This window comes from Pantoea sp. X-Soil-ISGK-275 (assembly GCF_059730795.1).
Genome location: NZ_AP035977.1, coordinates 445,742 through 472,199, shown reverse-complemented (window position 1 = coordinate 472,199; position 26,458 = coordinate 445,742). Strand labels below are relative to the sequence as shown.

Genomic DNA, 26,458 nt, shown 5'->3' with positions numbered 1-26,458 from the left:
AATTTCTCTAACGCTGTGATGGTTATGAAGATGCTGCTTGCCGGGAAAAGTTATCAGAAGCCGCTTGAGGGGTGGCCGTCGGTTGAAGATCTGTATGTATTTATCAATGTGGCGCGCTATGAAGGTTTTGGCCGCGCCGCCATTGAACTCGGCCAGTCGCCATCGTATATCAGCAAGCGTATTGCCATCCTTGAAAAGCAATTGGAAACCCGGCTGTTTTTCCGCACCAACCGCGTGATGCGTCTGACGCCAGAAGGTGAAAAGGCGCTGGAAGGCGCGCTGCAAGTGGTGCATGAGATGGATTCCTTCCTCAATAACTTCCAGCAGTGGCGCGGCGAACTGACTGGCGATCTTACCGTGGCTTGTTCATTTGGTTTTGGTCAGGATTATTTGTCCGATGCGATTGCCGAATTTATGACGCGCCATCCGTCACTCAAAATCAAACTGATGCTCAGCGATCGCGATATTGATTTATTGCAATCAGGAACCGATGTGGATATTCGCGTTGGCAATGATGTTAATCATTCCTACATTGCGCGAAAATTAGCCGCCAATCGGCGTATTCTTTGCGCTTCAGCAGATTATTTAGCCCGATCGTGTTCGCTGGAGACGCTGGATGATTTAATCGATCACAGCTGCCTTATTATTAATGAAAATAACAACACGTTTGGCCATTGGACGTTAACCGATGGCGAAAATAAAATCGTCTGTCGTCTGAATAGCCATTACTCATCGAATAGTGGAAAAGTGATTTTGAACTGGGCTTTAAAATCACACGGCATTGCATTGCGCTCGGCCTGGGATGTCGCACCTTATTTAAGCGAAAATAAATTGGTGCACGTTTTACCGCAATGGTACCAGGAAGCGAATGTTTGGGCGGTTTACACGCAACGCGCTTCTGAATCGCCGCGCATTAAAGTGTTTATTGATTTTCTCGCTGACTATTTTGCAGAAAAAAGCCTGCCGATGATGAAGGGCAGGCTGTAAATTCCAATAAATTAAACATTAGCCATAGGCCACTTTACTGTTGATGTGGTAAAGGGTGGCGGTAGCGGCCATGACGTGCTGACCATCGTGCGCCGGCTCGTGGGATTCCACTTCGGTGATGTGATAACCCACCGCACCGGCGGCAACGGCTTTCTGCACAAAGGCGTCATTCAGCTCTTCCATTGAGGTCGCCCAGCTTACCGAAGTAAATCCTACCGGATGAAGTGATGAAAGTTCGCGATGAGTTAAATCAGCGCGAATTAAAACGGGTTTAACAGATTGCGGTGTGAAAATAGATATTACGTCATTAATTAATTGTTTCATGGCGATACTCCTCGCAAATAGTCGCTGAACACATGGCCGCAGCTACGAATCTTTCAATTGTTGATAATGCGCTTAAACCCTAAATGTTCACGACAGCTGATCATTGCCGGTGAAGTTAATAAACACCTTTTCAGGTTAAGCGTTTTAGCTTTAATTGCTAATTAGATGTTAAGAAAGATTCAGCCACAACTCATTCAAACTTACGCGACTATTTTTGCATCTGGTTACATTTGGCGGAAAAAATAAGGTCGCCATGAATGGCGACCCTACGGTTATTTCACGGGATTTTGTAGGTGCGCCATTCATGGCGACCGACTAAAACTCGCGCTGCCCGCCCAGCTCGATGACCCGATTCGGCGGGATATTAAATTGCTCATGTGCGCGCTGTGCATTGCGCTGGCAGAAATGAAAAATACCGCCTTTAACCCGCATCAAACCTTTTCTCTTCTTCATCACCAGCGTGTCGTGCGAGGTGAAGAACGAGGCTTCATTGACGGTACAACCCAATCCTTCCAGCCCGCACAGATGCAGGATCTCCGCCATCGAAGGCGTCTCGCGCCAGCCGTAAGCGGCAGTTACTTGCCAGAACGACGGCGACAACTGGGTGATGCTCAGGCGCTTCTGGTTGTAGACGCGCGGGATATCGGTGGTGCGGATATGCAGCAGCACCACGCGCTTATGCAGCACGCGGTTGTGTTTGAGGTTGTGCAGCAGTGCCTGCGGAATCTCATGCTCTTTACGTGAGAGGAAGATGGCGGTGCCAGACACACGGCTTGGCGGGTTGGTTTCCAGCGATCGCACCAGCGCCTGCAAGCTTTCAGGATCGTTATTCAGTTTGCGGATCAGGCGATTACGCTCGCTGCTCCAAATCAGCATCAATCCCATCATGCTCAGCGCCAGCAGTACCGGCACCCAACCGCCGGAGAGCAGCTTCATCAGGTTGGCGCTGAACAGCGGCACATCAATGCTTAACATACACAGCAGGAAAACCAGCGCCACCGGCAGCGGCCACTTCCAGTTACGCAGCGCTACCACACCCGCCAGACAAGCGGTAATCACCATGGTACCGGTCACCACAATGCCGTACGCGGAAGAGAGCGCCGAAGATTGACGGAATGCCAGCACAATCACCGTTACTGCCACAAACAGCAGCCAGTTCACCACCGGAATATAGATCTGACCGGACTCAGTATGCGAGGTGAATATGACGCGCATCGGCGGCAGGAATCCCTGACGAATCGCCTGATGCGTCAGCGTATAGACGCCGCTAATCACCGACTGCGCCGCAATCACCGTCGCCAGTGTAGACAGCACAATCAGCGGAATTTGTCCCCAGCCCGGCGCGAGATTAAAGAACGGGTTATTGATGGCTTGCGCATCGGCAATCACCAGCGCGCCCTGACCAAAGTAGTTGAGCACTAGCGCGGGCATGGCGATAACCAGCCAGGCCATGCGAATCGGTGCTTTGCCCAGATGTCCCATATCGGCGTAGAGCGCTTCCGCACCGGTCACCGCCAGCACCACCATGCCTAGCGCGGCAAACGACAACGCTTTATGGCTAAGCAGGAACGTCAGCGCATAGGAAGGATTCAGTGCATACAGCACCTCCGGATTGAGCAGGATGCCGCGAATACCTAACAGGGCAATCGACACGAACCAGACAAACATCACCGGCCCAAACACTTTACTGACCTTTTCGGTACCGTGTTTTTGAATGATGAACAGCAGCGTGAGGATCGCCACCGCTAGCGGCACCACATATTTATCCAGCTCAGGCGACACCACTTCGATACCTTCAATTGCCGACAGCACCGAAATCGCCGGGGTGATCACGCCATCGCCATAGAAGAACGCGCCACCAATTAAGCCTGCTAACACAATAATATGTGACGCTTTGGGTCCGACATGCTGGCGCGCCAGCGACATTAGCGTTAACACGCCGCCTTCGCCATCATGATCGGCGCGCATCACGAAGCAGACATATTTCAGCGTCACAATCAGCGTCAGCGCCCAGAAAATCAGCGACAAAAATCCCATCACTGCGGTGGTGGAGATCGCGCCGTTAGGCAAAATGGAGAGGCACTCTTTGAGGGTATACAGCGGGCTAGTACCGATATCCCCAAACACGATCCCTGCGGCCGCCAGCATGCCAGCAGGCAAGGATTGTTTTTCACTCTGACTCATAGATTTCCTGTGGTTTATCAGGGTTGAAGCTAATGAGGGCGAACATACCTGTTTGCGACCAAAGCGAACAGAGGCTGGCGAATTTATACACAGCATTTTTACGCGTAACGCCGATATTTTTACACCATTTTTATATAGCGCTTATTTTATGAACTGAGCTTAGCTGATTAACGTGGGAAGTCGCGAAAGGATGGATGTTGTCAGTTGAGCGGAAAACCGGTCGCCATGAATGGCGACCCTACGGTGGTTTGGCAAGTGCGCATTTAAGCGCACCGGCATACACAGGCTTAATTAAACCGTAAATTACCAGCCTTTAATAATATCGCCTTTGTAAATCTCGTTAGCTTTATCCAGCACTTCCTGCGACTGGAAAGCTTGTTTCAACTTCTGCACGTTAGCGCTGTCTTTATTGTCTTCACGCGCCACAATCGCATTCACGTAAGGCGAGGCTTTGCCTTCCATAAACATGCCGTCACGCGAGGCGGAGAGATTAACCAGCGCGGCGAAGTTGTTGTTGATGATCGAAATATACACCTGCGGATCGTCCAGCGTACGCGCCAGCTGCGGCGTATCGACTTCAACAATTTTCAGCTTCTTCGGATTATCGGTGATATCCAGCGTGGTTGGCAGCAGGCCCGCTTCCGGTTTCACTTTGATTAAGCCTTGCGCCTGCAACAGCAGCAGGCTGCGGCCGAGCGTGGTGGCTTCGTTGGAGATGGTCACGGTCGCGCCATCCGGCAACTCTTTCAGCGATTTAATCTTGCGCGAGTAACCGGCAATCGGGAATACGAAGGTGTTGGTGACCACGGCGAAGTGGTAGCCGCGCTCTTTGGATTGCATCTCCAGATAAGGCAGGCTCTGGAAGGCGTTGGCATCAACATCTTTGTTGAACAGCGCTTCATTCGGCTGCACGTAATCATTAAAGGCTACCACATCGACATCCAGCTGATATTTGTCGTGCGCAACCTGCTTCACGGTATCCCACAGCACCTGATCAGGTCCGGTGTTAATGGCCACTTTGATGTGATTTTCATCGTCTTTATTACAGCCACTCAGCAGCGCCACGGAAGCAGCCAGCAGAGTCGTGATTAAAATTTTCTTCATTGCGCAGATCCCCTCTTAACGTAGGGAACGGACTATAATGGATGTTTAGACGTCTGTACATCCATATGCGGCGCGTTTGCTCACTATTCGTTCAGGCGTTCAAGCAGGCAACATATTTCTCACCCGACTGCATTACGATTTGCTGCGCATCAGCGAGAATTTCACGTTGCTCGAATGCGCCATAAAGCCGCGCAAATTTCAGCGCCGCCAGACGACGTGTAATATCTCTTACCGAAGTGACTGATAAAGGGAGCATATTCGGATAGCTCCACATAAATGACACCGCATTAGCGCCCGGCGTAACTTGCACAATATCGCCGCTCAGCAACACGCCACCCTCCTGCGCCCAATACAACACGCAGCCGCCGGCAAAATGTCCACCAAGACGAATCAGCTTCACATTCGGCACAATTTCCAGCTCATCATGTTGCCAAAGCCTAATATGCGGGCTTTCGCGCATAATCCATTCACTGTCGTTGGCGTGCAGATAAATTGGCGCATCGAACGCCGCCGCCCAATCCTGCATGGTGCTGTAATAGTGCGGATGCGAAATAGCGATGGCGTGAACACCGCCTAGAGCGGTGATAATCGCTTTAGTGGCTTCATCGAAATTAGCGATGCAATCCCACAGAATATTGCCGTGCGGCGTTTGCAGCAGAAATGCGCGTTGATTTATGGCGAAGCTGGGCACGGTTTGCAGGCTAAATAAGTTGGCAGCATGTTGCTGCCATTTATTGCAGTGCGTGGATTGCAGGCTTTTCAGTGAAGTCCATTTTTGCCCGCTGGCCGGCACAAATTGCCGTTCGTCTTCACAGATTTTGCAGTGTTCGATTTTACTCTGCTGTTCATCGTACGATGTGCCGCATGCCGTGCAGATTTTGATCATCATGAATTCCTCTCGTCTATGTGAGATTCATTCTAGAAGCCGAAATCAAGACGTGTGCAGATCACCATCGATTGTATTAAGGGCGTTGCACCTCATTTGGGGTGGAAGAGGAAAGGGTGAAATTTCCCGTAGGGTTGCCATTTATGGTGACCAGGTGCGCATGAATGCGCACCCTACGAAATCGAGCTGTGAAGTTAAAGTTGCGGCTGCAACTGATAAATCCACGCCGTGATCAGCTCGCCATTGCTGGTGGTGACATCCACTTCCACCCGATCGTAGCCATCTTCGAACTCATCCAGCATCGGCCAATGTGGCTCGAGCTTGTCAGACACAAACAGATAACCCGGTACGCGCGGGCCATTGTCCTGCAACACAATGCCGGGGAAATCCGCCGCTGCGCCCCAGCCGCGTGCATAGAAGGTGCCGCGAACCGATCCCGCCAGCCATTCTCCGCCGATATTTTCCAGAATATGCGCATTTGATTGGCCTGGCTGCAGCGTGCCGTAAACAAATAAACGTTTCATTTTCCCTCATAAAATCAAGCAAAAGGGTGACTTTACCTATTGGCGATGACGATGTCATCAATCGCCCAATATGCGATGTGCGATGCCTTAAAAGTGGCTATTCTGAAGGACCCGCGATGAGAGGTAAAAGATCAATGTTGAATAGTTCGAGCATTTCTCGCTGCAATATAAAAAGCTACCCGCAATCCGCTCAGTTCGATGGCAAAAGGTTTAACAATAAGATCCCACGCCAGCAGTTAGGATTGACTGAATTCGCCAAACTATTCTGGGATTTTGCCTTTAATAAACCGAAAAACACCGCTCCTGAAGCTGCGCTGCCGTTAATCCAACTCGACGCGCAGCAGCTTGCCGCGGCGGCGGATAACAGCGTATTTCGCCTGGGTCACTCGTCATTGCTGTTTAAAATGCAGGGCAAATATTGGCTAACCGATCCGGTATTTACCCAGCGCGCCTCGCCGTTTAAATGGTTTGGTCCCAAACGCTTCCAGCCTGCACCAATTGCGCTTGAAGATTTACCGCCGATCGAAGGGATCATCCTTTCGCATGATCATTACGATCATCTGGATTATCACACCATTTTGCAGCTCAAAGATCGCGTGCGCTATTTCCTGACGCCGCTTGGCGTGGGCGATTTGCTGGTATCCTGGGGCGTTGCGCAGGAAAAAATTACCCAGCTGGATTGGTGGGAATCAAAGAGTATCGGCGGGATTCATTTTGTTGCGACGCCATCGCAGCACTTTTCTGGCCGTGGGATCTTCGACAGTAATAAACGTTTGTGGTGCTCATGGAGCCTTATCAGCGATGATTTCCGCCTGTTTTTTGGCGGTGATTCCGGTTATTTCGACGGTTTCAAACAGATCGGCAATAAATTCGGCCCATTCGATATGGCCTTTCTGGAAAACGGTGCTTATGACCGTCGCTGGGCGGATATTCATATGTTGCCGCAAGACACCATCAAAGCCTTTATCGATCTTAACGCGAAATGGTTGTTCCCGATTCACAATGCCGCTTTCGATTTAGCATTCCATCAATGGAACGATCCGCTTAATCAAATCGTGGCGCTGGCGCAGGAACAGCAAATTAACCTGTCGATGCCGCAAATCGGGCAGGGCGTGCAATTTTTGCAGCCGCAGCATGAGAAACCGTGGTGGTAAAAAGAGGCCCGATTGTCAGGCAATCGGGTTATCCGGTTATTTCGTCATACAGGTTGCGCAGTCGCGTGCGCAGAAATAAAACCGCTTTGTGCTTGCGCGATAATAACGTCTGCACGCTGCTGCCGCTCTCTTCAGCTAGTTCGTTATAGCTGTAGCCGAGCAGTTCGGTTTTCTCGAACACCTCACGCTGTGCGTCCGGTAATTCGGCTAACGCCTCCTCCAGTTCTTCCCACAATAACGTTTTGAGATATTCATCTTCCGGCGTTTGCGGCACGCCAAATAAGGTTTCAGCCAGCTCATCTTCCGGGAAATCATTCTCTTCACTGCCGCCGAAAAAATCGGCCAGCGGCAGCTCACGCTTTTTCCGTGCCCGATCGGTCATTTCATTGCGTGCCGCCCGGAACAGCCAGGCGGCGACATTCTCCACCGGCTGCTCCACTTGCATCAGCTTATACGTGACGTCCTGCAAGATATCGTCGGCATCTTCACGCACTGCGGTTCGTCCGCGAATAAATGCATTGAGCTTGGTGCGACAGGCGGTGATCGCCGACATCAGCAGTGAATTCTGCGCCATCACGCTTACTCGGTGTCGCTGGATTTAGGCGGGTTATTCTCCGGCTGTGGGCGCGCTTCGCCTCGCTCATCACGACGACCCTGCCAGTCGCAACGATCGTGGTGGCCACGATGACCAAAGCGATTGCGGCGATGCTGCATAAATTCTTCGCGCTGTTCCGGCGTCATCTGCATCCAGCGCTCGTGCATGCGGCGACGCGCCATACCAAACATGCCCGGACGGAATCCCAAACCGCCAAACAAGATGCGGCACAACGCCAGCAAACCCAGCGCCTGCCAGAAGCCGATGCTTTTCACGCCGATAATGTCGGGCAGCAACGCATTCCACAGCGACATCACCAGTAAACCCAGTGCGGCGATGATCACCGCGCCCATCAACAGCGGTTTCGCCAGGCGATGCCCACCAAAATGATCCCGATGACCGTGTCTGTGCATATCAAAATCTCTCATTGTTTTTGTCCTCATTAGATTAACGGATAACTGCTGTTGATGAGGTAGACGAATGAGCGGTGAGAATATTGCTTAAAAATTTAAAAAAAAGAAAAAGGCCGCCGGATGGCAGCCTCTAATTGCGGGCTATTTGCTAAGAAATCAACGTTTTGCTTTATCCCTCCGTGGTCTAATTACAATATCGGCAATTTGCGTGTCTTCCGGGCTGTCAACGATAAAGCGTACGGCGCGTGCCACTGAAGTCGCGTCGAGATACTCCTGCGAATTGATCGGCGAATGGTTGCCCGCGCGGGCACGCGAGGCTTGGTTCATCGGCGTATCGGTTGGGCCAGGCGCGACTGTCGCGACCCGCACGCCATGTTCGCTCTCTTCGCTACGCAGCGCATGCGCCAGCGCGGTGAGAGCAAATTTCGAGGCGGAGTAAATGACGTGTCCTGCTAACGCCAGCGTTCCCGAACCGGAATTGATAAATACCACTTTACCCTGCGAGGCGCGCAGGGCTGGCAAGGCTAAACGCGTGAGTTCAGCCGGCGCGATGACGTTAATATTCAGGTGCTGTTGCCACAGTTCTGGCGTGGCGGAGAAGGTGGTGCTGAGTATCGAGATCGCCGCTGAATGCACCAGCGCGTCAATCCGTTCCAGCGTGGCGATGAACGCGGCCACGGCGGCAAAATCTGTGATATCCAGCGCAACCGGAATGACATTGGTGACCTGTTCCAACGCCTGCAAAGTTTGCTGATTGCGACCAATGGCGTAAACCTGATGATCGGCCGCCAATAACTTCACGGTTTCCAGGCCAATGCCGCTGTTGCCGCCGGTGACAATCGCCACCGGTAATGCTGATGCTGTCATAGGTTCCTCTCCTGTTGATGATTTCAAGCTAAGGAAAAGGACAGCCGCAGGCAAATGCCTAAACTGACTATGTTTACCTGGTGCGCATGAATGCGCACACGTTGTAGGAGTGCCATTCATGGCGACCATCATCGGTATTTGCAAGGCGTCTACATCTTCGCCAATCCACCAAACGTCTGCTTACCGTTATAGAACGTCGCCATTACCGGCGCGATGTGCGCAACGGCTTCCGCAGAGCAACTTGCGTTAACCAGCATCATGGTGGCGTGATCCTGTGCTTTCGGCCATTGCTGTTCGCCGTGGCTATTCAGCGGCAACACTTCGTTAGTAGCGATACCTAGCGCGCGACTGAGCGAATACTCATCCGGCCCACGATAGAGTTGCGAATAGACGTTGGCTTTTTCCAGCATGCTGCCGCTACCAAACGGCTGCCAGTGATCGGCTATGGTGTCAGTGCCCGACCACACCGGCACGCCCGCGGCGCGCAGCTGCGGCAACGGCATGATCACCCGGCCAATCGGCACGGTAGTAGCGATGCTGAACTGCTGCTCTTTCAGTTCCTCAATCATTGCCGCCAATTCGTTACCCTGTAACGTACCCAGCGCAAAAGCGTGGCTGATGGTCACTTTGCCTTTCAGCTGCGGATTATCGCGCACCGTTTTCAGCATGTAGCGAATCGCTGCTACGCCGTGCGGCTCGGTTTCATGTAAGTGAATATCGATCGGTGCGGCGAAATCGAGCGCGATGCTGAACATGGTATCCAGCGACTTCTCCATCGCGCCGTCGACGTTGGTCGGGTCCAGCCCGCCGACATAGTTCGCGCCCATCTTCATCGCTTCGCGCATCATGCCTTCGACGTTTGAGCGCAGTAATCCGTGCTGCGGGAAGGCGACAATCTCCGCGTGAAAATCGTCGCGATGGTTGGCAATCGCCTGCTGAAGATGTTCCAGACCTTGTAACTTGCTGACCGGATCGATGTTGCAATGGCTGCGTGCGGAACTGCTGCCTTTGGATTGCAGCAGGCCAATCAGTTTCTCGGCACGGATTTCTGAAGTCGGCACCAGTTCGGGCAGGATCTGCTCTTCCTGATGAATCATATCGATCACGCTATGACGCGGCAGCGGGGCACGCCAGCCTTCGCCGTAGAAGGTTTTATCGAGATGGATGTGCATATCGCGCGTGGCGGGCAGCAGCAGATAACCGGCGGCGTCCCATGCGGGCAGATTAAGTTTAACGCCTGGAGGATGCACTGCGGCGATGTTGCCGGCATTCACCTCGACATCATACAAACCGGTGCGCGTGGCGGTAATCACGTCCTGTTTGCGGATAAAAGCTTCTTCCAGTCGCACGTTACGCAGCAGATAGTGCGTGGCATCCACGCGGCTGGCATTGGCGGGTTGGCAGGTTGCCGCCGCCTGAGCGCTGCGGCTCATGCCCGCGCTGAGTAAGGTGCCTGCGGCGGTGAGTTTCATGCCGGCGCAAAGAAAATCCCGGCGATTGCCGGGTGATAAGAGGCTCATGAGTCATTCTCCTTGTAGGGGAGAATTACCCTAAAATAGACGCTGGCAGGGCGCTTTGATATTTCCCACTGCTGGCTATGGTGAAAACTAATGACCGCAGTGATTGCTACTCCGCGAGATGAATTCGTACCTGATGAATCCCAGCTTCACCGCTGAGCGTGATGGCATCATCCGCACTTAGCTCATCATCCAGCCACAGCTGATAACCTTCGGACGTACGTAGCATCTCAATTTCATAGCGCGCGTCACCTTCATGATAAATCACCTTCGCGCCCGGCCACGCCTGAGGCAGACGTGGACGCAGTTGCAATTTATCGCCGTGGCGCGTGATGCCGAGCAGGGTCTCGATAATCAGCTGATAGGTCCAGCCCGCCGAGCCGGTGTACCACGTCCAGCCGCCGCGACCTTGGTGATTATCGGCGCTGTAGACATCCGCCGCCATCACATAAGGTTCGACTTTGTAGGTTGCAACAGCATGCGCATCAAGGCTGTGATTGATCGGATTGATCAGCGCCAGCAATTCCCAGGCGCGATCAACCTGGTCCATTTCCGCGAACGCCATAATTGCCCACAGCGCGCCGTGCGTGTATTGCCCGCCGTTTTCGCGAATGCCGGGCAGATAACCACGAATGTATCCCGGATTGGGACCGATGCCATTAAACGGCGGCGTCAGCAGCTTGATCAGGCCGTTATCGCTGTCAACTAACTGCTGATCGAGCGCCTGCATTGCCGAGACGCATTTATCGTGATCGCCTGCAGCAGAAAGCACCGACCAGCTCTGCGCGATAGCATCAATGCGGCATTCGGCGTTGCGCTGTGAACCGAGAGTTTCACCGTTATCGAAGTAGCCGCGCAGGAACCATTCACCATCCCAGGCGCGCTGATTCAGTGCCGTTTTCAGCTTTGCAGCCTGCTGTTCGCACAACGTAGCGGCTTCCGCTTGCCCGATACGTGTGGAGAGCGCGGCAAAGCGCGTGAGCACGTTGTAGAGGAAAAAGCCCAGCCAGACGCTCTCGCCTTTACCGGCAATGCCGACTTCGCTCATGCCGTCATTCCAGTCGCCAGAACCCATCAGCGGCAAACCATGCTCGCCAAATCTCAGGCCATGCTGGATGGCGCGCAAGCCATGCTGCCACAGGTTTTCCTGCAGCTGACTGACGTTGGGCAGGCTGTAAACCGACTCTTCTTCGGCCGCAAGCAGCGGCGCTTCAAGATAGCTAACTGGCTGTTCTAACAGCTCGACATCCTCGGTGGCGGTGATGTAATGGCAAAGGGCAAAGGGCAGCCAGAGATAATCATCCGAGCAGCGGGTGCGCACGCCGCGTCCGGCGGGTGGATGCCACCAATGCTGCACATCGCCTTCGAGGAACTGACGGGACGCGCACAGCACCAGCTGATCGCGCAGCAGGTGTGGCGCGGCGTGGGTCAGCGATAGCGTGTCCTGCAACTGATCGCGGAAACCAAACGCGCCGCCCGACTGATAATAACCGCTGCGCGCCAGCAAACGGCTGGCCAGCGTTTGGTACAGCAGCCAGTTATTCGCCAGTAGGTTCACCGCCGCATCGGGCGTTTGCACCTCGACTTTGCTTAACAGACCGCGCCATTGCTGCTGTACTTTTGCCAGTTCGGCTTCCGCCTGTTCGCTGGGGAGAAATTGCTGCATCAGCGTCAGCGCAGATGTGGTATCTTCCGCCGCGCCTAATACGAACACCAGCGTGCGCGTGTCACCATCAATTAAGCTGGTCAGCGTTTGCAAGGTGGCGCAGGGATCGAGCCCCGCGCCGGTGTTGCCCGATAAGCCACGCGCTTGCATCATCGCGGGCTTACGCGTTGAACCATTGCGGCCCAGACACTCAAGGCGATTACCGCTGAAAGCAATCTGATTGCCTGATGCGGCGAAGAACGCGGTGCGCGCCGATCCGGCGCTGGTGTACGGATTCATCGCCAGAATGGCGCTGCCATCGGCCACGATCGCCGATGAAGTTTGCACGTGGCGGGCAGATTGGCTCATCAGCTCACCCAGCACCCATTCGACGTAGCCGGTGATCGACAGATGTCGCGTTTTGCCCGACAGATTGCTGAGTTGGATTAGCGTGATTTTCGCCGCCTGCTCGGCTGCGACAAAGGTGGTGAGCGTGCTGCGAATGCCTTGCTCCTGATGCACAAAGCGGCTGTAGCCCATACCGTGCTGCGTCAGATAATCACCGTTGCCACGCATTGGCAGCGGCATCGGCGACCAGACATCGCCGCTCTCCTCATCGCGCAGATAAAAGGCTTCGCCCGACGTATCGCTAACCGGATCGTTGTGCCACGGCGTCAGGCGGTATTCGTGCGCATTTTCAAACCAGGTGTAGGCCTGACCACTTTCCGAGATCACGCTGCCAAACTGTTTATTCGCCAGCACGTTGCACCAGGGCGCGGGCGTCTGAAGATGTTGGGACAGCAGAATGTGATATTCAGTGCCATCGACGCTGTAGCCGCCGGTGCCATTGAACAGCTGCAAGGTTTCCGCTGCGGCGAGGCGAGCGGGCGTAGGAAAGGCCTGTTTATGCGGCAGGAAGCGGGAAGGCGGCGCAACCGGCTGCGGTTTTAACAGCACCGTCAGCTGATCGGCCAAACTGCCATTACGGCCTTCCAGCACCACGGCTGCCACGCTGAGTAACAGCGTGACGTCCTCGGCGGCAAAGTGATCGCTTTGGCGCAGGAAGATGCCGCCCGGCTTGTCGGCCAGCAGCTGAGTTTCGCCGGATGAAATCATCTTGAGCAGTTGATTCTGCAATAGCTGCTGATAACCGCCTTGCTCGCCGTTAAGGATCACCAAATCCGCCGTCAATCCTTTCTGACGCCAGTATTGATGTGCCTTGATCAGATTGCTCACCAGACTAAGCTGCGTACCGTTTTCGATGCGTACCAGCACGATAGGCAGATCGCCTGAAATGGAGTAGCGCCATAGCGAGGTTTGCCCGAGACGATTCTGCTGCATACGCTGGCTGTCGCCGCGCATTTCAGGGCTGGCAAAAATCACCGCGCTGGCGAGCTGGTTATACAAACTGGCATCTTCGGCGAGGATATTCAGCTGTCGCAGCGCCACCTGACTGTGCGACGCCGTCATTTCAAATACCCGATTGGCATAGACATTGTTGCGATACTTCTCAATCAATCCAAGGCAGGCGTCACGCTGCGTAGTGACGCCGTACACCAGATCGAGGGTGATGGATTTACCCGGGTTGAGCGCGATTTTCTGGCGGATCGACATCAGCGGATCGAGCACCGCACCGGCGCTGCCGCTGAGTATGCCTTCCGCTGTAATGGCTTGTGGATCGGCGCGGGTCCTGCCGCGACCAATAAACTGCGCACGGTCGGTTTCATAATGCGTATCGCGCTCGCTGGTGCCGTGAATCAGCAGCGCGTGGAACATCCACACCGGTTCGGTTTTCTCATCACGCGGGCGGCGATGCGCCAGAATGGCTTCCAGCTCGGTAACAATTTCGGTTTGCACAAACAGATTGCTGAACGCCGGATGCGCCATATCGCTGGCAGCGGAGGCGAGCACCACTTCCGCATAGCTGGTGATATCCATCTCACGCAGCTGGCGTGAATGGTTGGTGAGGACGATGCGGCGAATCTCCACATCATCTTCTGGCGACACCACCACATGAGTGTGGGTGCTGAGGGTTTCAGCGCGCGACTCAAACTCCGCGCCAGCATCGGTGAAGCGGGCAATGTGTTGTGGCCGCGTATCGCCGCTCGGCTGGAACGTCGGGCTGATCAATTCGCCGGATTGACGATCGCGGATATAGCAGAAGATGCCGTGCTGATTGCTGGTGCCATCGGCGCGCCAGCGGGTTAACGCCAATCCTTTCCACTGGCTGTAGCCGGTGCCGGATTGCGTCACCATCACATGATAATGGGCATTCGACAGCAGTTGGAGCTGCGGCAGATGAGCCGCCGAACCGCTGTATTCGCGCAGTTCAGGCGTGTCCGAACGCGGCTTGATCTCGCTGGTATCAACGAACTGACGACGCGGCGTATACAGCTCAATGTCGTCCGGCATGCGCTCCTGCAGCAGTAAATAAGAAGACTGGAAGCGTGCGCTGGACATAAACCGCGCCACCATCGGCGCTTCATGCAGCAGATGCGAAATCGCCAGAAAACCCATTCCCTGGTGATGCGCCATGTAAGTTTTCACTGCGACAAATTGCTGACCGCGCGCCAGCCGATGCGCGGTGAAATCAAGCGCTTCGTAGAAACCGTATTTCCCGCAGGCACCCATTTTCTTCAGCTTCATCAGGTTATCGGTAGCCTGATGCGGCAGCACCATCAACGCGAGCAGCGAGGCGTAGGGCGCGACCACATGATCATCGTTGAGGCCACGCTTCAGCCCTAACTCGGGCGTACCGAAGGCTTTGTATTGATAGTTTTGGCTATCATCGAAAGCGGCATACGCCGATTCGGAAACGCCCCACGGAATCTGCGCGGCGTCGCCGGAAGCGATCTGCTGCTTCACCGCTGAGAGCGCCATTTTCTCCAGCAGCGTATCCGGATAAACCGGCATCACCAGATGCGGCATCAGATACTCAAACATTGAGCCGCTCCACGACATCACTGCAGGTTTGTTATCCAGCTGGGTAAACAGGCGTCCCAGTACGAACCAGCTTTTTACCGGTAGCTGATTGGCGGAGATGGCGTAATAGTGCGTCAGGCGCACTTCGGAGGGGAAGAGATCGTAATGGCCTTTGTCGAGTAGGCCGCTATCGAGGTTGTAACCGACGCTGAGCAGCGCGTTTTTTTCAACATAGAGAAAACGGAAGTCCATTTTAGCGTGATCTTCCAGACGTCCTTCCAGCTCCAGCAAGGTCGCCATGCGTTCTCGCGCGGACCACATCACGGAAGCGGCGAGCTGAGCATTAAGACCGGGGCGATGGAGCTTTAATTCACTCAGCCACAGCAACGAGGGCAAAGCGTCCGGCAGCACATCATCCGGCCCGATCCAGCTGAAATAACGCATCCACTCTTGCTGGAAATCGCTGAGCTGATGGATAAAGCGTTCAAACCATTTCACCTGCGACGGCGGCAGTTTGAGCTGCGCCAGCAGAATTTCACTCAGCGCGATCAAGGATGAAAGATGATTGGCAATCGCGGCGGGTGCGACTTGTTGCAGCGCAACAAACTGCTCGGCTAGCTCATCCCAGCGATCGTGACGCTCTGTGCCCATTTGCGCTTTGGCCAGCATCAAGGCGTCATTCAGACCGGCCATGATCACCGGTAAAGCGATTACTGGCAGATGCTTCCACTGCACAAGGCCCGCTTGCAAAGTGGCGAGGTGCGCAGCGAGGTTGCCGCTATCGACAGTAGAAACGTAGCGTGGATTTAAAGGTTTTAGCGTGTAAGTGTCGTACCAGTTATAGAGATGACCACGAAAATGTTCCATGCGATCAAGGCTATCCAGCGTGGCGAGCGAACGGCTAATTACCTGCTTCTGCGTGATGTAGCCAAAATCCCACGCGGTTAAATTAGCCAGCAGCGACAGGCCGATATTGGTCGGCGAAGTGCGGTGCGCCACCACCGGCTGCAACACTTCCTGGAAGTTATCCGGCGGCAAGTGGTTATGTTCGGCGATGACGAAATCTTCAAACCATGCCCAGGTATGGCGCGCGGTCTGGCGCAAAAACTGCTGCTGCTCTGCGGAGAGTTTTTTCTGCCGCGATTGCGCCGGTTTACTCAACTGCCATAACAGCCACGGCGTGAGCAGCCACAGCAAGGAAAGCGGCAGCGCTAACGCGATCAGTTGTGGATTGATCAGCACGGTTAAAAGTGACAGTGCAACGCCTGCCGCCGGATTAAACCACATCGCCTGATAAAAATGGCGCAGTGACGGCGTGGGCGAGGAACTGCCCGCCGACGCGCTTTTCCATTCATGGAGAAACTGCCCGCTGACGTTCAATCGCCACAGCGTGACGATGATCGCTTTAAGCGACCAGTAGCTTTCATGCGGCAACGCTGCCAGCGTCAGTCCCGCACGTCCCAGACGCATTAACGCATCCGAGTACAAGATAGTGAGATGATGTTGCCAGGCGCGCCTTTTGCTTTTGCGCATGCCTTCCATGCTCAGCGCAAAAGCGCTTGGCAGCAGCAGGAACAGCGCAATACAGCCGAGCCAAAACGGCGGATTCGCCACCCAAGTGAAAGCCAGAAACATCAGCAGTAGCAAAGCAGGAGCCACCAGGCTACGACGCAGGTTATCGAACAATTTCCAGCGCGAAAGCGCGCTCAGCGGATTGGCCTGATAACCGCCATCCTCGAGACGTACGCGCAGTTTTAACCAGTTCAGCAGCTGCCAGTCACCGCGCACCCAGCGGAAACGCCGTGCGACATCGCTGAGATAGTTATCCGGATAGTGTTCATACAGCACCACATTGCTGACCACGCCGGAACGCGCGTAACAGCCCTCCAGCAGATCGTGACTCAGCACCAGATTTTCCGGGCAGGTATTGCGCGTCGCGCGGGTGAAAGCCGCCACATCGTAAATGCCTTTGCCGACAAACGAACCTTCGCCAAATAGATCCTGATAGATATCGGAAGACATCGATGAATAGGCATCGTTGCCCGGCACGCTGCTGGAGAGCCGCGCGTAGCGGCCTTGTCCAAAGGGCGGGATCTCTTCGGCCAGACGCGGCTGCAGAATGGCGTAACCTTCCACCACGCGGTTGAGGCGATCATCAAATACCGGCGCATTGAGGGGATGCGCCATGATACCAATCAGCTTGTGTGCGGTTTCGCGCGGCAGAATGGTGTCGGCATCAAGGGTGATGACGTATTTCATCGTGCGCATCTGCGCCTGGCTGGCACCTACGATCACGTTAAACATCTCCGCTTCACCTTGCAGCCAGCGATTGAGCGCATGCAGTTTGCCGCGCTTGCGCTCATAACCCATCCAAACGCCCTGTGAAGGATTGTGAACCCGGTTGCGATGCAGCAGCGAAAACAGCACATCGTGGTGCGACTTGCTGCTGTAACGGCGGTTGAGCGCCTGAATTTTCAGTACTGCGTAACCGATGATTTCATCATCATCAACCTGATGTTCATCCACGCTGTCGGTGAAGTCGGCCAGCAGCGCAAAAGTGATGTTGTCGAGCGCGTTGCCGAGATAGCTGGTTTCCAGCGAGCGCAGCAGCGTATCGGTGCCGTGTTTGCTGCTGATTAAGCAAGGGATCACCACCAAGGTGCGATCGCTATCCGGCACCGCCAGCTCGTAATCGAGTCGTGGAAGGGGAACCGGATGGCGGGTGCGGGTTGTCACTTCGCTGAGCAGTTGTAAGGCGAGCTGGCTGCTGATAATGATCACCGCCGGTACCAGCAACAGCCACAGCACCAACGACATACCGGCCTGATGGGTGAAAAACAGCGCTTCGGCGCTGAAGGCGGTGGTCAATAAGGTGAGGCTGCCAAGCCAGGAGAGCAGCGGCGTTTGGCTGAGATGATGACGCGCCTGATTCAACCAGGAGCGGCGCGGTTTTAACTGTTGCTCAAGCTGAGTGCGTCCTTTATCCAGCAGAAAGTAACCAATATGCTGCTGTCGCGGTGGCAATTCGGGCTGACGACTCAGCGCCAGCACCTGATTGGCCACACTAAGCTCGTCGAATTCGCTCTGACGCGCCAGCTCTTCCACCACGTGTCGGTACTGATCGCGGCTGTCAAAATGCATCTGCGGATAAATGCCGGCAGGATCCTTGAGCAGTAGTTGCTCAACCAGACTCAGCGATTCCACCAAATCCTGCCAGTTGATTTCACCGAGCTGGCGCAATCCGGCAATGCTATTGCTGACCGAAAGCTGGCTCAATGCCAGTTGACGGTTAAATTGTTCAATCACATCCGCGGTATTACGCCCGGTGTTCAGCAGATGTTGCTCCACCCACGTCAGCGCTAGCGAGTGATTCTGACCATTCAGCTTGCGCGCCAGTTCGGCGACAAACGCGCCAGAAAGCTGGCTGTTTTTGTGTGCCATATCGGCAATCACCTGAATCACCCGCGTGGCGTCTTTGGCGGAGTGATGAACGATCTCATTAATCCACGCTTCGGCCTGGCTGCGCTCCTGATGGATCTCGGCGACGCCTTGCGCAATACGCGCGAGGTTATCGAGCAGCGCAAAACGCAGCATGGCGGGAAGCGCCCAAAGTTCTCCCATCAGCAGCGGCGTAATCCTCTGATAAGCATGAATAAAAGTCGCCAGCACCGTCGATTCTAAGCGGCCGTCGCTGTGACTGATCATCTCATCAGCAATCGCCTGAATACGTAACGCGTGGGTGGGCTCTTCAAGCGCGGGTAAACCCTGACCAAATTTGGTCGGCAACAGATGGCGTACCATGCGAATTTGTTCTTCGATGATATAAAAATTATCTAACAGCCACTCGCCAGCCGGCGTCAGATTACGCTTATCACCGGTACTTAATATTTCTGCACTTTTTATCAGCGCCTGTTCGTTTTCACTTAGTCGCTGCAATAACTTATAGTTTTTTTTGGCGTCAGAAAGATGATGCGTTTTTGCCAGTCGCTCGCCATATATTGCCATTTGCTGTTCGGAAAAAACGTCTGGCCGGTTCGCCTGATAGATGCCGCTGTCAGGCAATAATTCAAGACTGGCGCGTGCGGTTGCTGGAAGCGCACTACTGCCGATGATTGATCCGGTGGGAATTTTATTTTTCATAATGGCGTCGCAAAAAATCCAATGGATTATAAAAGTCAGCACTATCAACAGGAAGATTGACGGTATAAGAGTGGGCGAGGAAACTGTTCTGTCTTTATTGAGTATAGCGTTGAATTTATTTGACGGTTGGCTTTATATAATTAAAGTAAATTTAAAATATTTAAATGAGTGTAATGATGGGGTTGAAGATCATTAACAATGTTGTCAAGTGTTAGTTGCAGTGAAAAAAGTGAGGTGTGTTAGAATAAGTTAACTGAAAAAGGAAAAATCATGAGCTGGTTAAATCAATTTTTAGAAGGTTTATCGCGCCGGGAAATAAAAACGCAGTGTCCAGTGTGTAAAAAATTCTGCCCGCAATCTTCCTTAAAACAAGCGCGCGGGCAGGCTATGTTGTGCCCGCACTGTAAATCACTGTTTATTGCTGAGGTATAGACACATGCGCCATATTCTTGAATGGATTGATTTAAATGAACAAGCGCCGGGCTACAAGCAGGAGTGCATCGTGCAATTTGATAATGGCGAAGTGCAGGGCGGCTGGCTTTACGGCGGGCAGTCGCGCAGCGGTGAGCATATTTTTCTTGAGTCACACGCAGAATATGAAACCAGCATGGGGGTTGATTTCTGGATGTCATTGCCACCCGCGCAACCGAACCATCTTGCCACTGTTCACTCTATAATATGAAAATGAAAAATAAACATTACCGCTCATATTCGATAAATGACCGCTGCGCTTCAGCCCGATCGACAAACTGAAACCCCAGTGGATGTATTAATTTTTCATCACAATACCAGCGATCATTTATGCGTTTAAAAATGTCACCCTGATGAAAGGGTTGATCTTTATCCAGGCGCATAACGGCATATTTGCCGTTATTGAAGACGACTTCGTAAAGAGAAATTAAACCGAGCGGGAGTAAAGTACGTTCGTGAATAATTTCACCGCTGAGTTCGGGTTGTCTTGGTTTTTTCATGATTATGTCTCCGATTAACCTGCTTTAATTCTGGCAATGAATTAAACAATGCGTGGTGTTTATTTTTAAGGCTTCGCTTGTGAATTGTGTAATGTCCGCCAGGATTAAGTCAGTCTTATGTGTCGGCGCAATTTATTATTCCTTCTCGCCCACGTTTTACCTACCTGACATCCTACTTTATCAAAAGGCAATATTATGACGATTAAAACACTGCACGATCTGTTTGTGCATGATCTCTCTGATATTTACAGCGCAGAAAAACAGATCACTAAAGCGTTACCAAAAATGATTCGTGCAGCCACCGATCCTAATCTGGTCGCAGCCTTTAAACAGCATCTGGAAGAGACACGCGGACAAATTGAACGTATCGATCAACTGGTTGAACTCACTGAAGGTGTGCAGATCAAACGGATGAAGTGTCATGCGCTGGAAGGATTGGCTGAAGAAGCGCAGGAGATCATCGATGAAGTGGAGAAAGGGCCGGTTTGCGATGCCGGACTGATCGGTGCTGCGCAGAAGGTTGAACACTATGAGATCGCCACCTACGGTACTTTGCGCGCGTTAGCCTTAAAACTGGATTATCAGGATGCCGCGAAGTTGTTGGGTGAAACGCTGGAAGAAGAAAAAGCCACCGACGAAAAACTGACGCTGATTGCTGAAGAGCAGGACTAATCCACCGTGGAGGAGGCTAATGCAGCCAGCCTCTTCCAACCTGAAAAATCCGCTTGCGAATTCCTGGGTTAAAAATCACTTCATTCTCAGTATGCTAATGCCTCTTTTCTCAAACTCACGTTTGAACACGGTTATGAAAACAGAGGATTTGCATGCCTGCCAACGGTCACTCCGCAGAGCCCAACACGACCTTACGTGCTGGGCGCTTCTTACTGATGCAGAAACTACTACGCCGCGACAAAACGCCCGTCGCGCTGTTGCTGCTGGCCGCGCTGGTCGGTGTGTTAACCGGTTTAGTTGGCGTGGCCTTTGATAAAGCCGTCAATTTTGTGGTGCATATGCGCTTAAGCTGGCTTGAGGGTGCGGGTGACAATCTGCTGGTGAAAATCGCCGGCGCGTTTATGCTCTCTGCGCTATTAGGCGCTGTCGGCTACTTGCTGGTGCGACGTTTCGCGCCGGAAGCGGGCGGATCGGGCATTCCCGAAATTGAAGGCGCGCTGGAGGAACTTCGTCCGGTGCGCTGGTGGCGCGTGCTGCCGGTGAAATTTATCGGCGGCATGGGTGCGTTAGGATCAGGCATGGTGCTGGGTCGCGAAGGACCGACCGTGCAACTGGGCGGCAATATCGGCGGCATGTGTGTTGATCTGTTCCGCGTAAAATCTTCTGAGTCTCGCCACACGTTGCTGGCAACCGGCGCTGCAGCTGGTTTGTCGGCCGCTTTCAACGCGCCGCTGGCCGGCATCCTGTTTATTATCGAAGAGATGCGTCCGCAGTTTCGCTACAGCCTGATTTCCATCAAAGCGGTGTTTGTTGGCGTTATCGTTTCCAGCATTGTTTTCCGCGTGTGTAATGGCAACGAAGCAATCATTAATATTGGTCAGCTGCAGGATGCGCCAACCAATACGCTGTGGCTTTATTTAGTGTTGGGCGTGTTATTTGGTGGCTGCGGCGTGGCGTTTAACCGCTTCATTTTCCTCGCGCAGGATCAGTTTCAGCGTTTGCATAAAGGCCGCGTTGCACCCTGGGTGCTGTGGGGAAGTTTGCTGGCGGGGATGTGTGGCGTGATTGGTCTGTTTCTGCCACAAGCGATTAACGGCGGGATTGCGCTGATTCCTGATTTCTCCAGCGGAGCTTACAGCGCGCTGGCGCTCTTTGCCATTTTCGCACTGCGCACGTTGATAACTATTTGCTGTTTTTCCTCCGGCGCGCCGGGCGGTATTTTTGCCCCGATGCTGACGTTGGGCACGCTGTTAGGTACCTGCTTCGGCCAACTCTGCATGCAGTGGTTGCCGGGTTTGCATCTGGAGCCAGCAACCTTTGCCGTGGCTGGTATGGGCGCGCTGTTTGCGGCCTCGGTGCGTGCGCCGCTGACCGGCATTGTGCTGGTGCTGGAGATGACCAACAATTATCAGCTGATTTTGCCGATGATCATTACCTGTCTCGGCGCGACGCTGGCCGCGCAATTCTTCGGCGGCAAACCGCTGTACTCCTCAATTCTTGCGCGCACGCTGGCGAAAGCGAAACAGATAAATGTGCAGTAGGTGAATCGGTCGCCATGAATGGCGACCCTACGACGTCTGATGCGCATTCATCAACCAATCTGAAAACGCCGTCATTGCGGTGCTTTCAGGTCGCGACTGCAAACGCGTTAACCAGTAGCCGCCGAGATCGATTTCTGCGGCGAAAGGGCGCACCAGCCTCTCGCTTTGCAGCAGGTGATTGAAAATTTTCACCGGTGCCAGCGCAATCCCCGCGCCCAGTAATGCCGCTTCGATCATCGTCAGGGATGAGTCAAAAATCATCACCGGATGCGCAGGTGATGGCGCATGTTCATTAATGCTGTGCAGCCATTGGCTCCACTCATCACGGCGGAACGATCGCAATAGGGTGAATTTGTGCACGTCTGCAGGCTGCTGCAACTGCCGGGCAATGGCGGGATTACACAGCGGCGATAACGGGGCTGAACAAATAAACTGCGCTTCGGTGCCGTGCCAGGCGCCGCTGCCAAAGCGAATGGTGTAATCATGGCCCTCGGCGGCTGGATCGACGCGATTGTTGTGGGTGGAGAGTTGCAGCTCTATGTGCGGATAGCGGCGGTTAAAATCTTCTAAAAGCGGCAACAGCAAACCGGTGGCAAAGCTTCCCACCGCGCCGACCTTTAATTTCTCGCGCATCTGACCCGATGAGAAGCGATCCAGCGTATCGGCAATGCGATCGAATGAATCGTTTAATACCGGCAACAGGCTTTCGCCTTCGGTGGTCAACATCAATCCGCGCGATACCCGCACAAACAGCTGGCAGCCGAGCTGCTGCTCCAGCGATTTCACCTGCTGACTTACGGCTGCATGGGTTACATGCAGCTCAATAGCAGCGTTAGTAAAACTTAGATGACGTGCGGCGGCTTCAAAGGCTCTGAGCGCGTTAAGTGGAATATAAGGGCGAGTCATGCGGTGACCTGTAAGAATTTCTATTGTCTGACGCTAAAATTAACAGTTTGTTGCTGCCTGTCAAAGTGGGCAAACTGCCCGCGGAACAACAACCCGGAAGGTTAATAACAGTGAAATTGATTTCTCAAACTTTGATAGCAACAGCACTGACATCGGCGTGCTCAATGGCGTTCGCTGCGACGCCTGATGTGGACGCCATCGTTGATCAGGCCATCAAACCGCTGATGCAGCAGCAAGCCATTCCCGGCATGGCGGTGGCGGTGGTGGTTAAAGGCCAGCCGCACTATTTCACCTGGGGTATGGCGGATGAAAAACAGCAGCGTCCGGTCACGCAAGATACGCTGTTTGAACTGGGTTCGGTGAGTAAAACCTTCACCGGCGTGCTGAGTAGCGTCGCGGTGAACAAAGGCGAGATCGCACTGAGCGATCGCGCCAGTCAATACTGGCCGGCGCTGAATACGCCGCAGTGGCGTGACATCACGCTGCTGCAATTGGCGACGTACACCGCCGGCGGCTTGCCGTTGCAGGTTCCTGATGTCGTGACCGATGAAAAGGCGCTGGCGAACTTCTATCAACAATGGCAACCGCAATGGGCGCCGGGCAACACGCGTCAGTATGCGAACAGCAGCATCGGCTTGTTTGGCTGGCTGGCGACGAAACCCAGCGGGCTGACATTTGAGCAAGCAATGCAGCAACGCGTGTTTACGCCGCTGCAGCTTAAGCACACCTTTATCACCGTGCCGGACAGTGAGAAGGATGCTTACGCATGGGGTTACCGCGAAGGCAAGCCGGTGCGCGTGTCGCCGGGCATGTTGGATGCCGAAGCCTATGGCGTGAAGTCGTCAATTAAAGATATGGCGCGCTGGATGCAGGCCAACATGGATCCGCAGCAGGTAAAAGACCAAACGCTGCAGCAGGCGCTGAATTTCGCGCAAACGCGTTTCTATCGTACCGATGCGTTATATCAGGGGTTGGGGTGGGAAATGCTGAATTGGCCCGCTCAGGCAGACATGGCAGTGAAGGGCGCGGATAACAAGGTAGCGCTCGGTCCGCAGCCGGTAAGGGATGCGAAAGCACATCCGCGTGTCACCGCGTCGTGGGTGCATAAAACCGGCGCAACGGGCGGATTTGGGGCTTATGTCGCCTTTATTCCAGAGAAGCAGGTCGGCATTGTGATCCTGGCGAACAAAAATTATCCCAATACCGAGCGGGTTAAAGCGGCGATGCAGATCCTGAAAGCGTTGCAGTAAGCGGGTGGGGCGAACTTTTCGCCCCATTTAGATCAACTACACTTAATGGGTGATTAACCAAGGAGCTGCAAATGAGCCATCACCCAAAAGATAAACGTGACGTGAATGATGAAAAACATCCCGCTAAGGACAATCCCAGTGAACACGGTGAGATTCCCAGAACGCGCGATGACAGCGAAGATGACAAAAAAGATCCGTTTAACGACGAATAATCAACATCACCAGTAACGGCAGGGCGGCAAACAGTGTTAATACGGTTGACGCGCCTGCCTGCGCATAGAGTTGTCCGAACAGTAGCGATCCAATGACCTGGCCCGTCGCCAACATGAAGAACAGCATGCCTACGCCGATGGCGGGGACATTTTCCGTTGCTGCTGCGCCCCACACCAGCAATACGCCCGAGAGCGTGACGTACGCGGCGCCACCCAATGCCACGGCGGGAAATAGCCAAACTGAGTAGTGATGGCTGAACGCCAGAAGCAGCAAGGGAACGGCGAGGCAGCACTGCCACGCAGTAAGCGGCAAAGCTGCAGAGCGGCGTTTTTACCGGCTTCGCACGCCTGCGAAGCACCAATAATTAACGCTGAAGTGAGAACACCTTCAAACAACAGCCAAATGGCATCGGCTAACGCCAGATGATGCTTGCCGAGCGCCTGTTGAACAGCCCGCGGATCGTTTTACTTTTGCAAATTTCAGGATGCTGTAGTTTTACTTAAGGAATAGTTATTGCTGACTCCAACCGATCCAGCGCAAACAAAATGCCGTAACGCCGTGCGTTTTTTGCCTCTGGCAGCGGCAGCCAGATATCGGCCTGATTCGCCAGGTCTAAGGTCTGCGCACAGAGCGCGATCACCGGCGTTTTTTGAATATGGGCATGGTGTACCGTGCTGAGCACGTGGCTGTTAACCGCGTCAGGCGCGAGAATCAGCAACAGATCATCCGGCTGTAAACGACTCAGTGTCATGCTCAGCAGGTTGTCATCCTGAATCCATGCGATGGGCAATCCAGCGCTTTGCAGACGCTGATGGACTTCCGCCACCAGCGCGGTCTGTGGCCCCGACGCGCCAATTAGCAGCACGCTTCTGGCCTTGTGCAACATCTCTGCGGCACGTTGCCAGGTTGCGGTTTCCGCTTGCGCGTATTGCTGACTTAACGCCTGAGTAATCGCATCGATGGGCGCAATGGCGTTACTGGTTCGCTGCTGTGGCGCGCGTGCCAGCCGCATGCGTAAATCGCGGATATCTTCGCAACCCAGCGAACGGGCAAAGCGGGTGATGGTGGCGGCGCTAACTTCGGCACGTCCGGCAAGTTGTTCGATGGTGGCGGAGGCAGCAAAAGCGGTGTCGCTGAGAATCGCCTCGGCAACGCGTTTCTCCTGCTGGCTGAGCGATGATTGCCGCTGGCGAATGACATCAATCAATTCCACGTCCTGTTGCTGACCGGCTTTACGCACCTGACGAAGAAAATCATCGAGATCCTGACAGCCTGCCGACGTGGCAAAGCGTCGCAGCACATCCGGACTCACGCCAGCCTGCGTGGCGAGACTTTCCATGGTGGCCTGCTCAGTCGCACCCAATTTAGCCAGAAAAAAACGCGCCAGCCTCGATTCCTGCGCATCCGCGCGCTCCGATTGCTGCCGTAATTGCCAGACAATATCCATCAGCTCATCACATCCTCATTAGCGAGCGTCCATCATGCATGAAATAATTTTTCATGTTGAGTTTTTTTTCATCGGAATACCGTTTTTCATCGCCGATTGTCAGGGTTGTTACTGTTAAATTACGGTTAAGATCACACTCGTGAAAAATATTTTCATGATGTATTTTGTCATATGTCTATGATTTATATTAGTAAAT

At 53.7% G+C, this 26,458-nt stretch carries 22 protein-coding genes; 8 read left to right on the top strand and 14 right to left on the bottom strand.

Going from position 1 to position 26,458, the window contains the following annotated elements:
* Positions 1-24 precede the first annotated feature (24 nt).
* Positions 25-987 carry a LysR substrate-binding domain-containing protein gene (locus AC6I8A_RS21565; protein WP_479485463.1) on the top strand — a complete coding sequence of 321 codons (963 nt, stop codon included), beginning with the start codon at positions 25-27 and terminating at the stop codon, positions 985-987.
* An 18-nt stretch (positions 988-1,005) separates the two neighbouring features.
* On the opposite strand, the gene AC6I8A_RS21560 is transcribed toward AC6I8A_RS21565, so the two are convergent.
* The 5 genes from AC6I8A_RS21560 to AC6I8A_RS21540 form a co-directional block, all read right to left on the bottom strand.
* Positions 1,006-1,311, bottom strand: a complete 306-nt coding sequence (locus AC6I8A_RS21560; protein WP_497819144.1) for a YdgH/BhsA/McbA family protein — start codon at positions 1,309-1,311, stop codon at positions 1,006-1,008.
* Positions 1,312-1,626: 315 nt separating this feature from the next.
* Entirely contained in the window at positions 1,627-3,495 is a 1,869-nt protein-coding gene (gene kup, locus AC6I8A_RS21555; protein WP_479490585.1) for a low affinity potassium transporter Kup, read from the bottom strand.
* 303 nt (positions 3,496-3,798) lie between these two features.
* The gene (locus AC6I8A_RS21550; protein ID WP_479490586.1) at positions 3,799-4,599 is read right to left on the bottom strand and encodes a MetQ/NlpA family ABC transporter substrate-binding protein; all 801 of its coding nucleotides are present in this window, start codon (positions 4,597-4,599) and stop codon (positions 3,799-3,801) included.
* 91 nt (positions 4,600-4,690) lie between these two features.
* Positions 4,691-5,485, bottom strand: a complete 795-nt coding sequence (locus AC6I8A_RS21545) for an MBL fold metallo-hydrolase (protein WP_497819343.1) — start codon at positions 5,483-5,485, stop codon at positions 4,691-4,693.
* Positions 5,486-5,679: 194 nt separating this feature from the next.
* Complete coding sequence (locus tag AC6I8A_RS21540) at positions 5,680-6,009, bottom strand: gamma-glutamylcyclotransferase family protein (RefSeq protein ID WP_312182040.1); 330 nt, start codon at positions 6,007-6,009, stop codon at positions 5,680-5,682.
* Positions 6,010-6,143: 134 nt separating this feature from the next.
* On the opposite strand from AC6I8A_RS21540, the gene AC6I8A_RS21535 reads away from it, so the two are divergent.
* Positions 6,144-7,163: an MBL fold metallo-hydrolase gene (locus AC6I8A_RS21535; protein WP_497819143.1), complete on the top strand. Its 1,020-nt coding sequence runs from the start codon at positions 6,144-6,146 to the stop codon at positions 7,161-7,163.
* A 28-nt stretch (positions 7,164-7,191) separates the two neighbouring features.
* Here AC6I8A_RS21535 and AC6I8A_RS21530 read toward each other — a convergent pair whose 3' ends face one another.
* The 5 genes from AC6I8A_RS21530 to AC6I8A_RS21510 all read right to left on the bottom strand — a co-directional run bounded on the left by AC6I8A_RS21530 (position 7,192) and on the right by AC6I8A_RS21510 (position 19,262).
* Complete coding sequence (locus AC6I8A_RS21530) at positions 7,192-7,737, bottom strand: RNA polymerase sigma factor (RefSeq protein ID WP_436332177.1); 546 nt, start codon at positions 7,735-7,737, stop codon at positions 7,192-7,194.
* Between the two features lie 5 nt (positions 7,738-7,742).
* Positions 7,743-8,186, bottom strand: a complete 444-nt coding sequence (locus tag AC6I8A_RS21525) for a hypothetical protein (protein WP_479490589.1) — start codon at positions 8,184-8,186, stop codon at positions 7,743-7,745.
* Positions 8,187-8,327: 141 nt separating this feature from the next.
* A complete protein-coding gene (locus tag AC6I8A_RS21520) occupies positions 8,328-9,038 on the bottom strand; it encodes an SDR family oxidoreductase (RefSeq protein ID WP_497819142.1) in 711 nt (236 codons plus the stop codon).
* 149 nt (positions 9,039-9,187) lie between these two features.
* The gene (locus AC6I8A_RS21515) at positions 9,188-10,558 is read right to left on the bottom strand and encodes an amidohydrolase (protein WP_497819141.1); all 1,371 of its coding nucleotides are present in this window, start codon (positions 10,556-10,558) and stop codon (positions 9,188-9,190) included.
* A gap of 106 nt (positions 10,559-10,664) precedes the next feature.
* The gene (locus AC6I8A_RS21510; protein ID WP_497819140.1) at positions 10,665-19,262 is read right to left on the bottom strand and encodes a glycoside hydrolase family 94 protein; all 8,598 of its coding nucleotides are present in this window, start codon (positions 19,260-19,262) and stop codon (positions 10,665-10,667) included.
* A gap of 270 nt (positions 19,263-19,532) precedes the next feature.
* Here AC6I8A_RS21510 and AC6I8A_RS21505 point away from each other — a divergent pair, with 270 nt between their 5' ends.
* Both AC6I8A_RS21505 and AC6I8A_RS21500 read left to right on the top strand, forming a co-directional pair.
* Complete coding sequence (locus tag AC6I8A_RS21505) at positions 19,533-19,694, top strand: YnfU family zinc-binding protein (protein WP_008102026.1); 162 nt, start codon at positions 19,533-19,535, stop codon at positions 19,692-19,694.
* A gap of 4 nt (positions 19,695-19,698) precedes the next feature.
* The gene (locus tag AC6I8A_RS21500; RefSeq protein WP_256698688.1) at positions 19,699-19,944 is read left to right on the top strand and encodes a hypothetical protein; all 246 of its coding nucleotides are present in this window, start codon (positions 19,699-19,701) and stop codon (positions 19,942-19,944) included.
* 16 nt (positions 19,945-19,960) lie between these two features.
* On the opposite strand, the gene AC6I8A_RS21495 is transcribed toward AC6I8A_RS21500, so the two are convergent.
* The gene (locus AC6I8A_RS21495) at positions 19,961-20,233 is read right to left on the bottom strand and encodes a hypothetical protein (RefSeq protein WP_256698689.1); all 273 of its coding nucleotides are present in this window, start codon (positions 20,231-20,233) and stop codon (positions 19,961-19,963) included.
* Positions 20,234-20,428: 195 nt separating this feature from the next.
* Between AC6I8A_RS21495 and AC6I8A_RS21490 the strand changes: the two genes are divergently transcribed.
* Together AC6I8A_RS21490 and clcA are read left to right on the top strand one after the other, a co-directional pair.
* Positions 20,429-20,905 (top strand): YciE/YciF ferroxidase family protein, encoded by a 477-nt coding sequence (locus tag AC6I8A_RS21490; RefSeq protein WP_061719259.1) that lies wholly within the window; start codon positions 20,429-20,431, stop codon positions 20,903-20,905.
* 152 nt (positions 20,906-21,057) lie between these two features.
* Complete coding sequence (gene clcA, locus AC6I8A_RS21485) at positions 21,058-22,446, top strand: H(+)/Cl(-) exchange transporter ClcA (RefSeq protein ID WP_497819139.1); 1,389 nt, start codon at positions 21,058-21,060, stop codon at positions 22,444-22,446.
* A gap of 27 nt (positions 22,447-22,473) precedes the next feature.
* On the opposite strand, the gene ampR is transcribed toward clcA, so the two are convergent.
* Positions 22,474-23,352, bottom strand: coding sequence for a LysR family transcriptional regulator AmpR (ampR, locus tag AC6I8A_RS21480; protein ID WP_256698691.1), 879 nt, complete (start codon positions 23,350-23,352; stop codon positions 22,474-22,476).
* Positions 23,353-23,468: 116 nt separating this feature from the next.
* On the opposite strand from ampR, the gene blaPSZ reads away from it, so the two are divergent.
* The gene (gene blaPSZ, locus AC6I8A_RS21475; protein WP_479490958.1) at positions 23,469-24,602 is read left to right on the top strand and encodes a PSZ family class C beta-lactamase; all 1,134 of its coding nucleotides are present in this window, start codon (positions 23,469-23,471) and stop codon (positions 24,600-24,602) included.
* Positions 24,603-24,673: 71 nt separating this feature from the next.
* On the top strand, positions 24,674-24,814 hold the full coding sequence (locus AC6I8A_RS21470) for a hypothetical protein (protein WP_008106109.1): 141 nt from the start codon (positions 24,674-24,676) through the stop codon (positions 24,812-24,814).
* Here the strand turns inward: AC6I8A_RS21470 and AC6I8A_RS21465 are convergent.
* Both AC6I8A_RS21465 and AC6I8A_RS21460 read right to left on the bottom strand, forming a co-directional pair.
* A complete protein-coding gene (locus tag AC6I8A_RS21465) occupies positions 24,801-25,127 on the bottom strand; it encodes a hypothetical protein (protein ID WP_497819138.1) in 327 nt (108 codons plus the stop codon). The genes AC6I8A_RS21470 and AC6I8A_RS21465 overlap by 14 nt on opposite strands.
* Positions 25,128-25,314: 187 nt before the next feature.
* Complete coding sequence (locus tag AC6I8A_RS21460) at positions 25,315-26,262, bottom strand: MurR/RpiR family transcriptional regulator (protein ID WP_497819137.1); 948 nt, start codon at positions 26,260-26,262, stop codon at positions 25,315-25,317.
* Between the last annotated feature and the right edge of the window lie 196 nt (positions 26,263-26,458).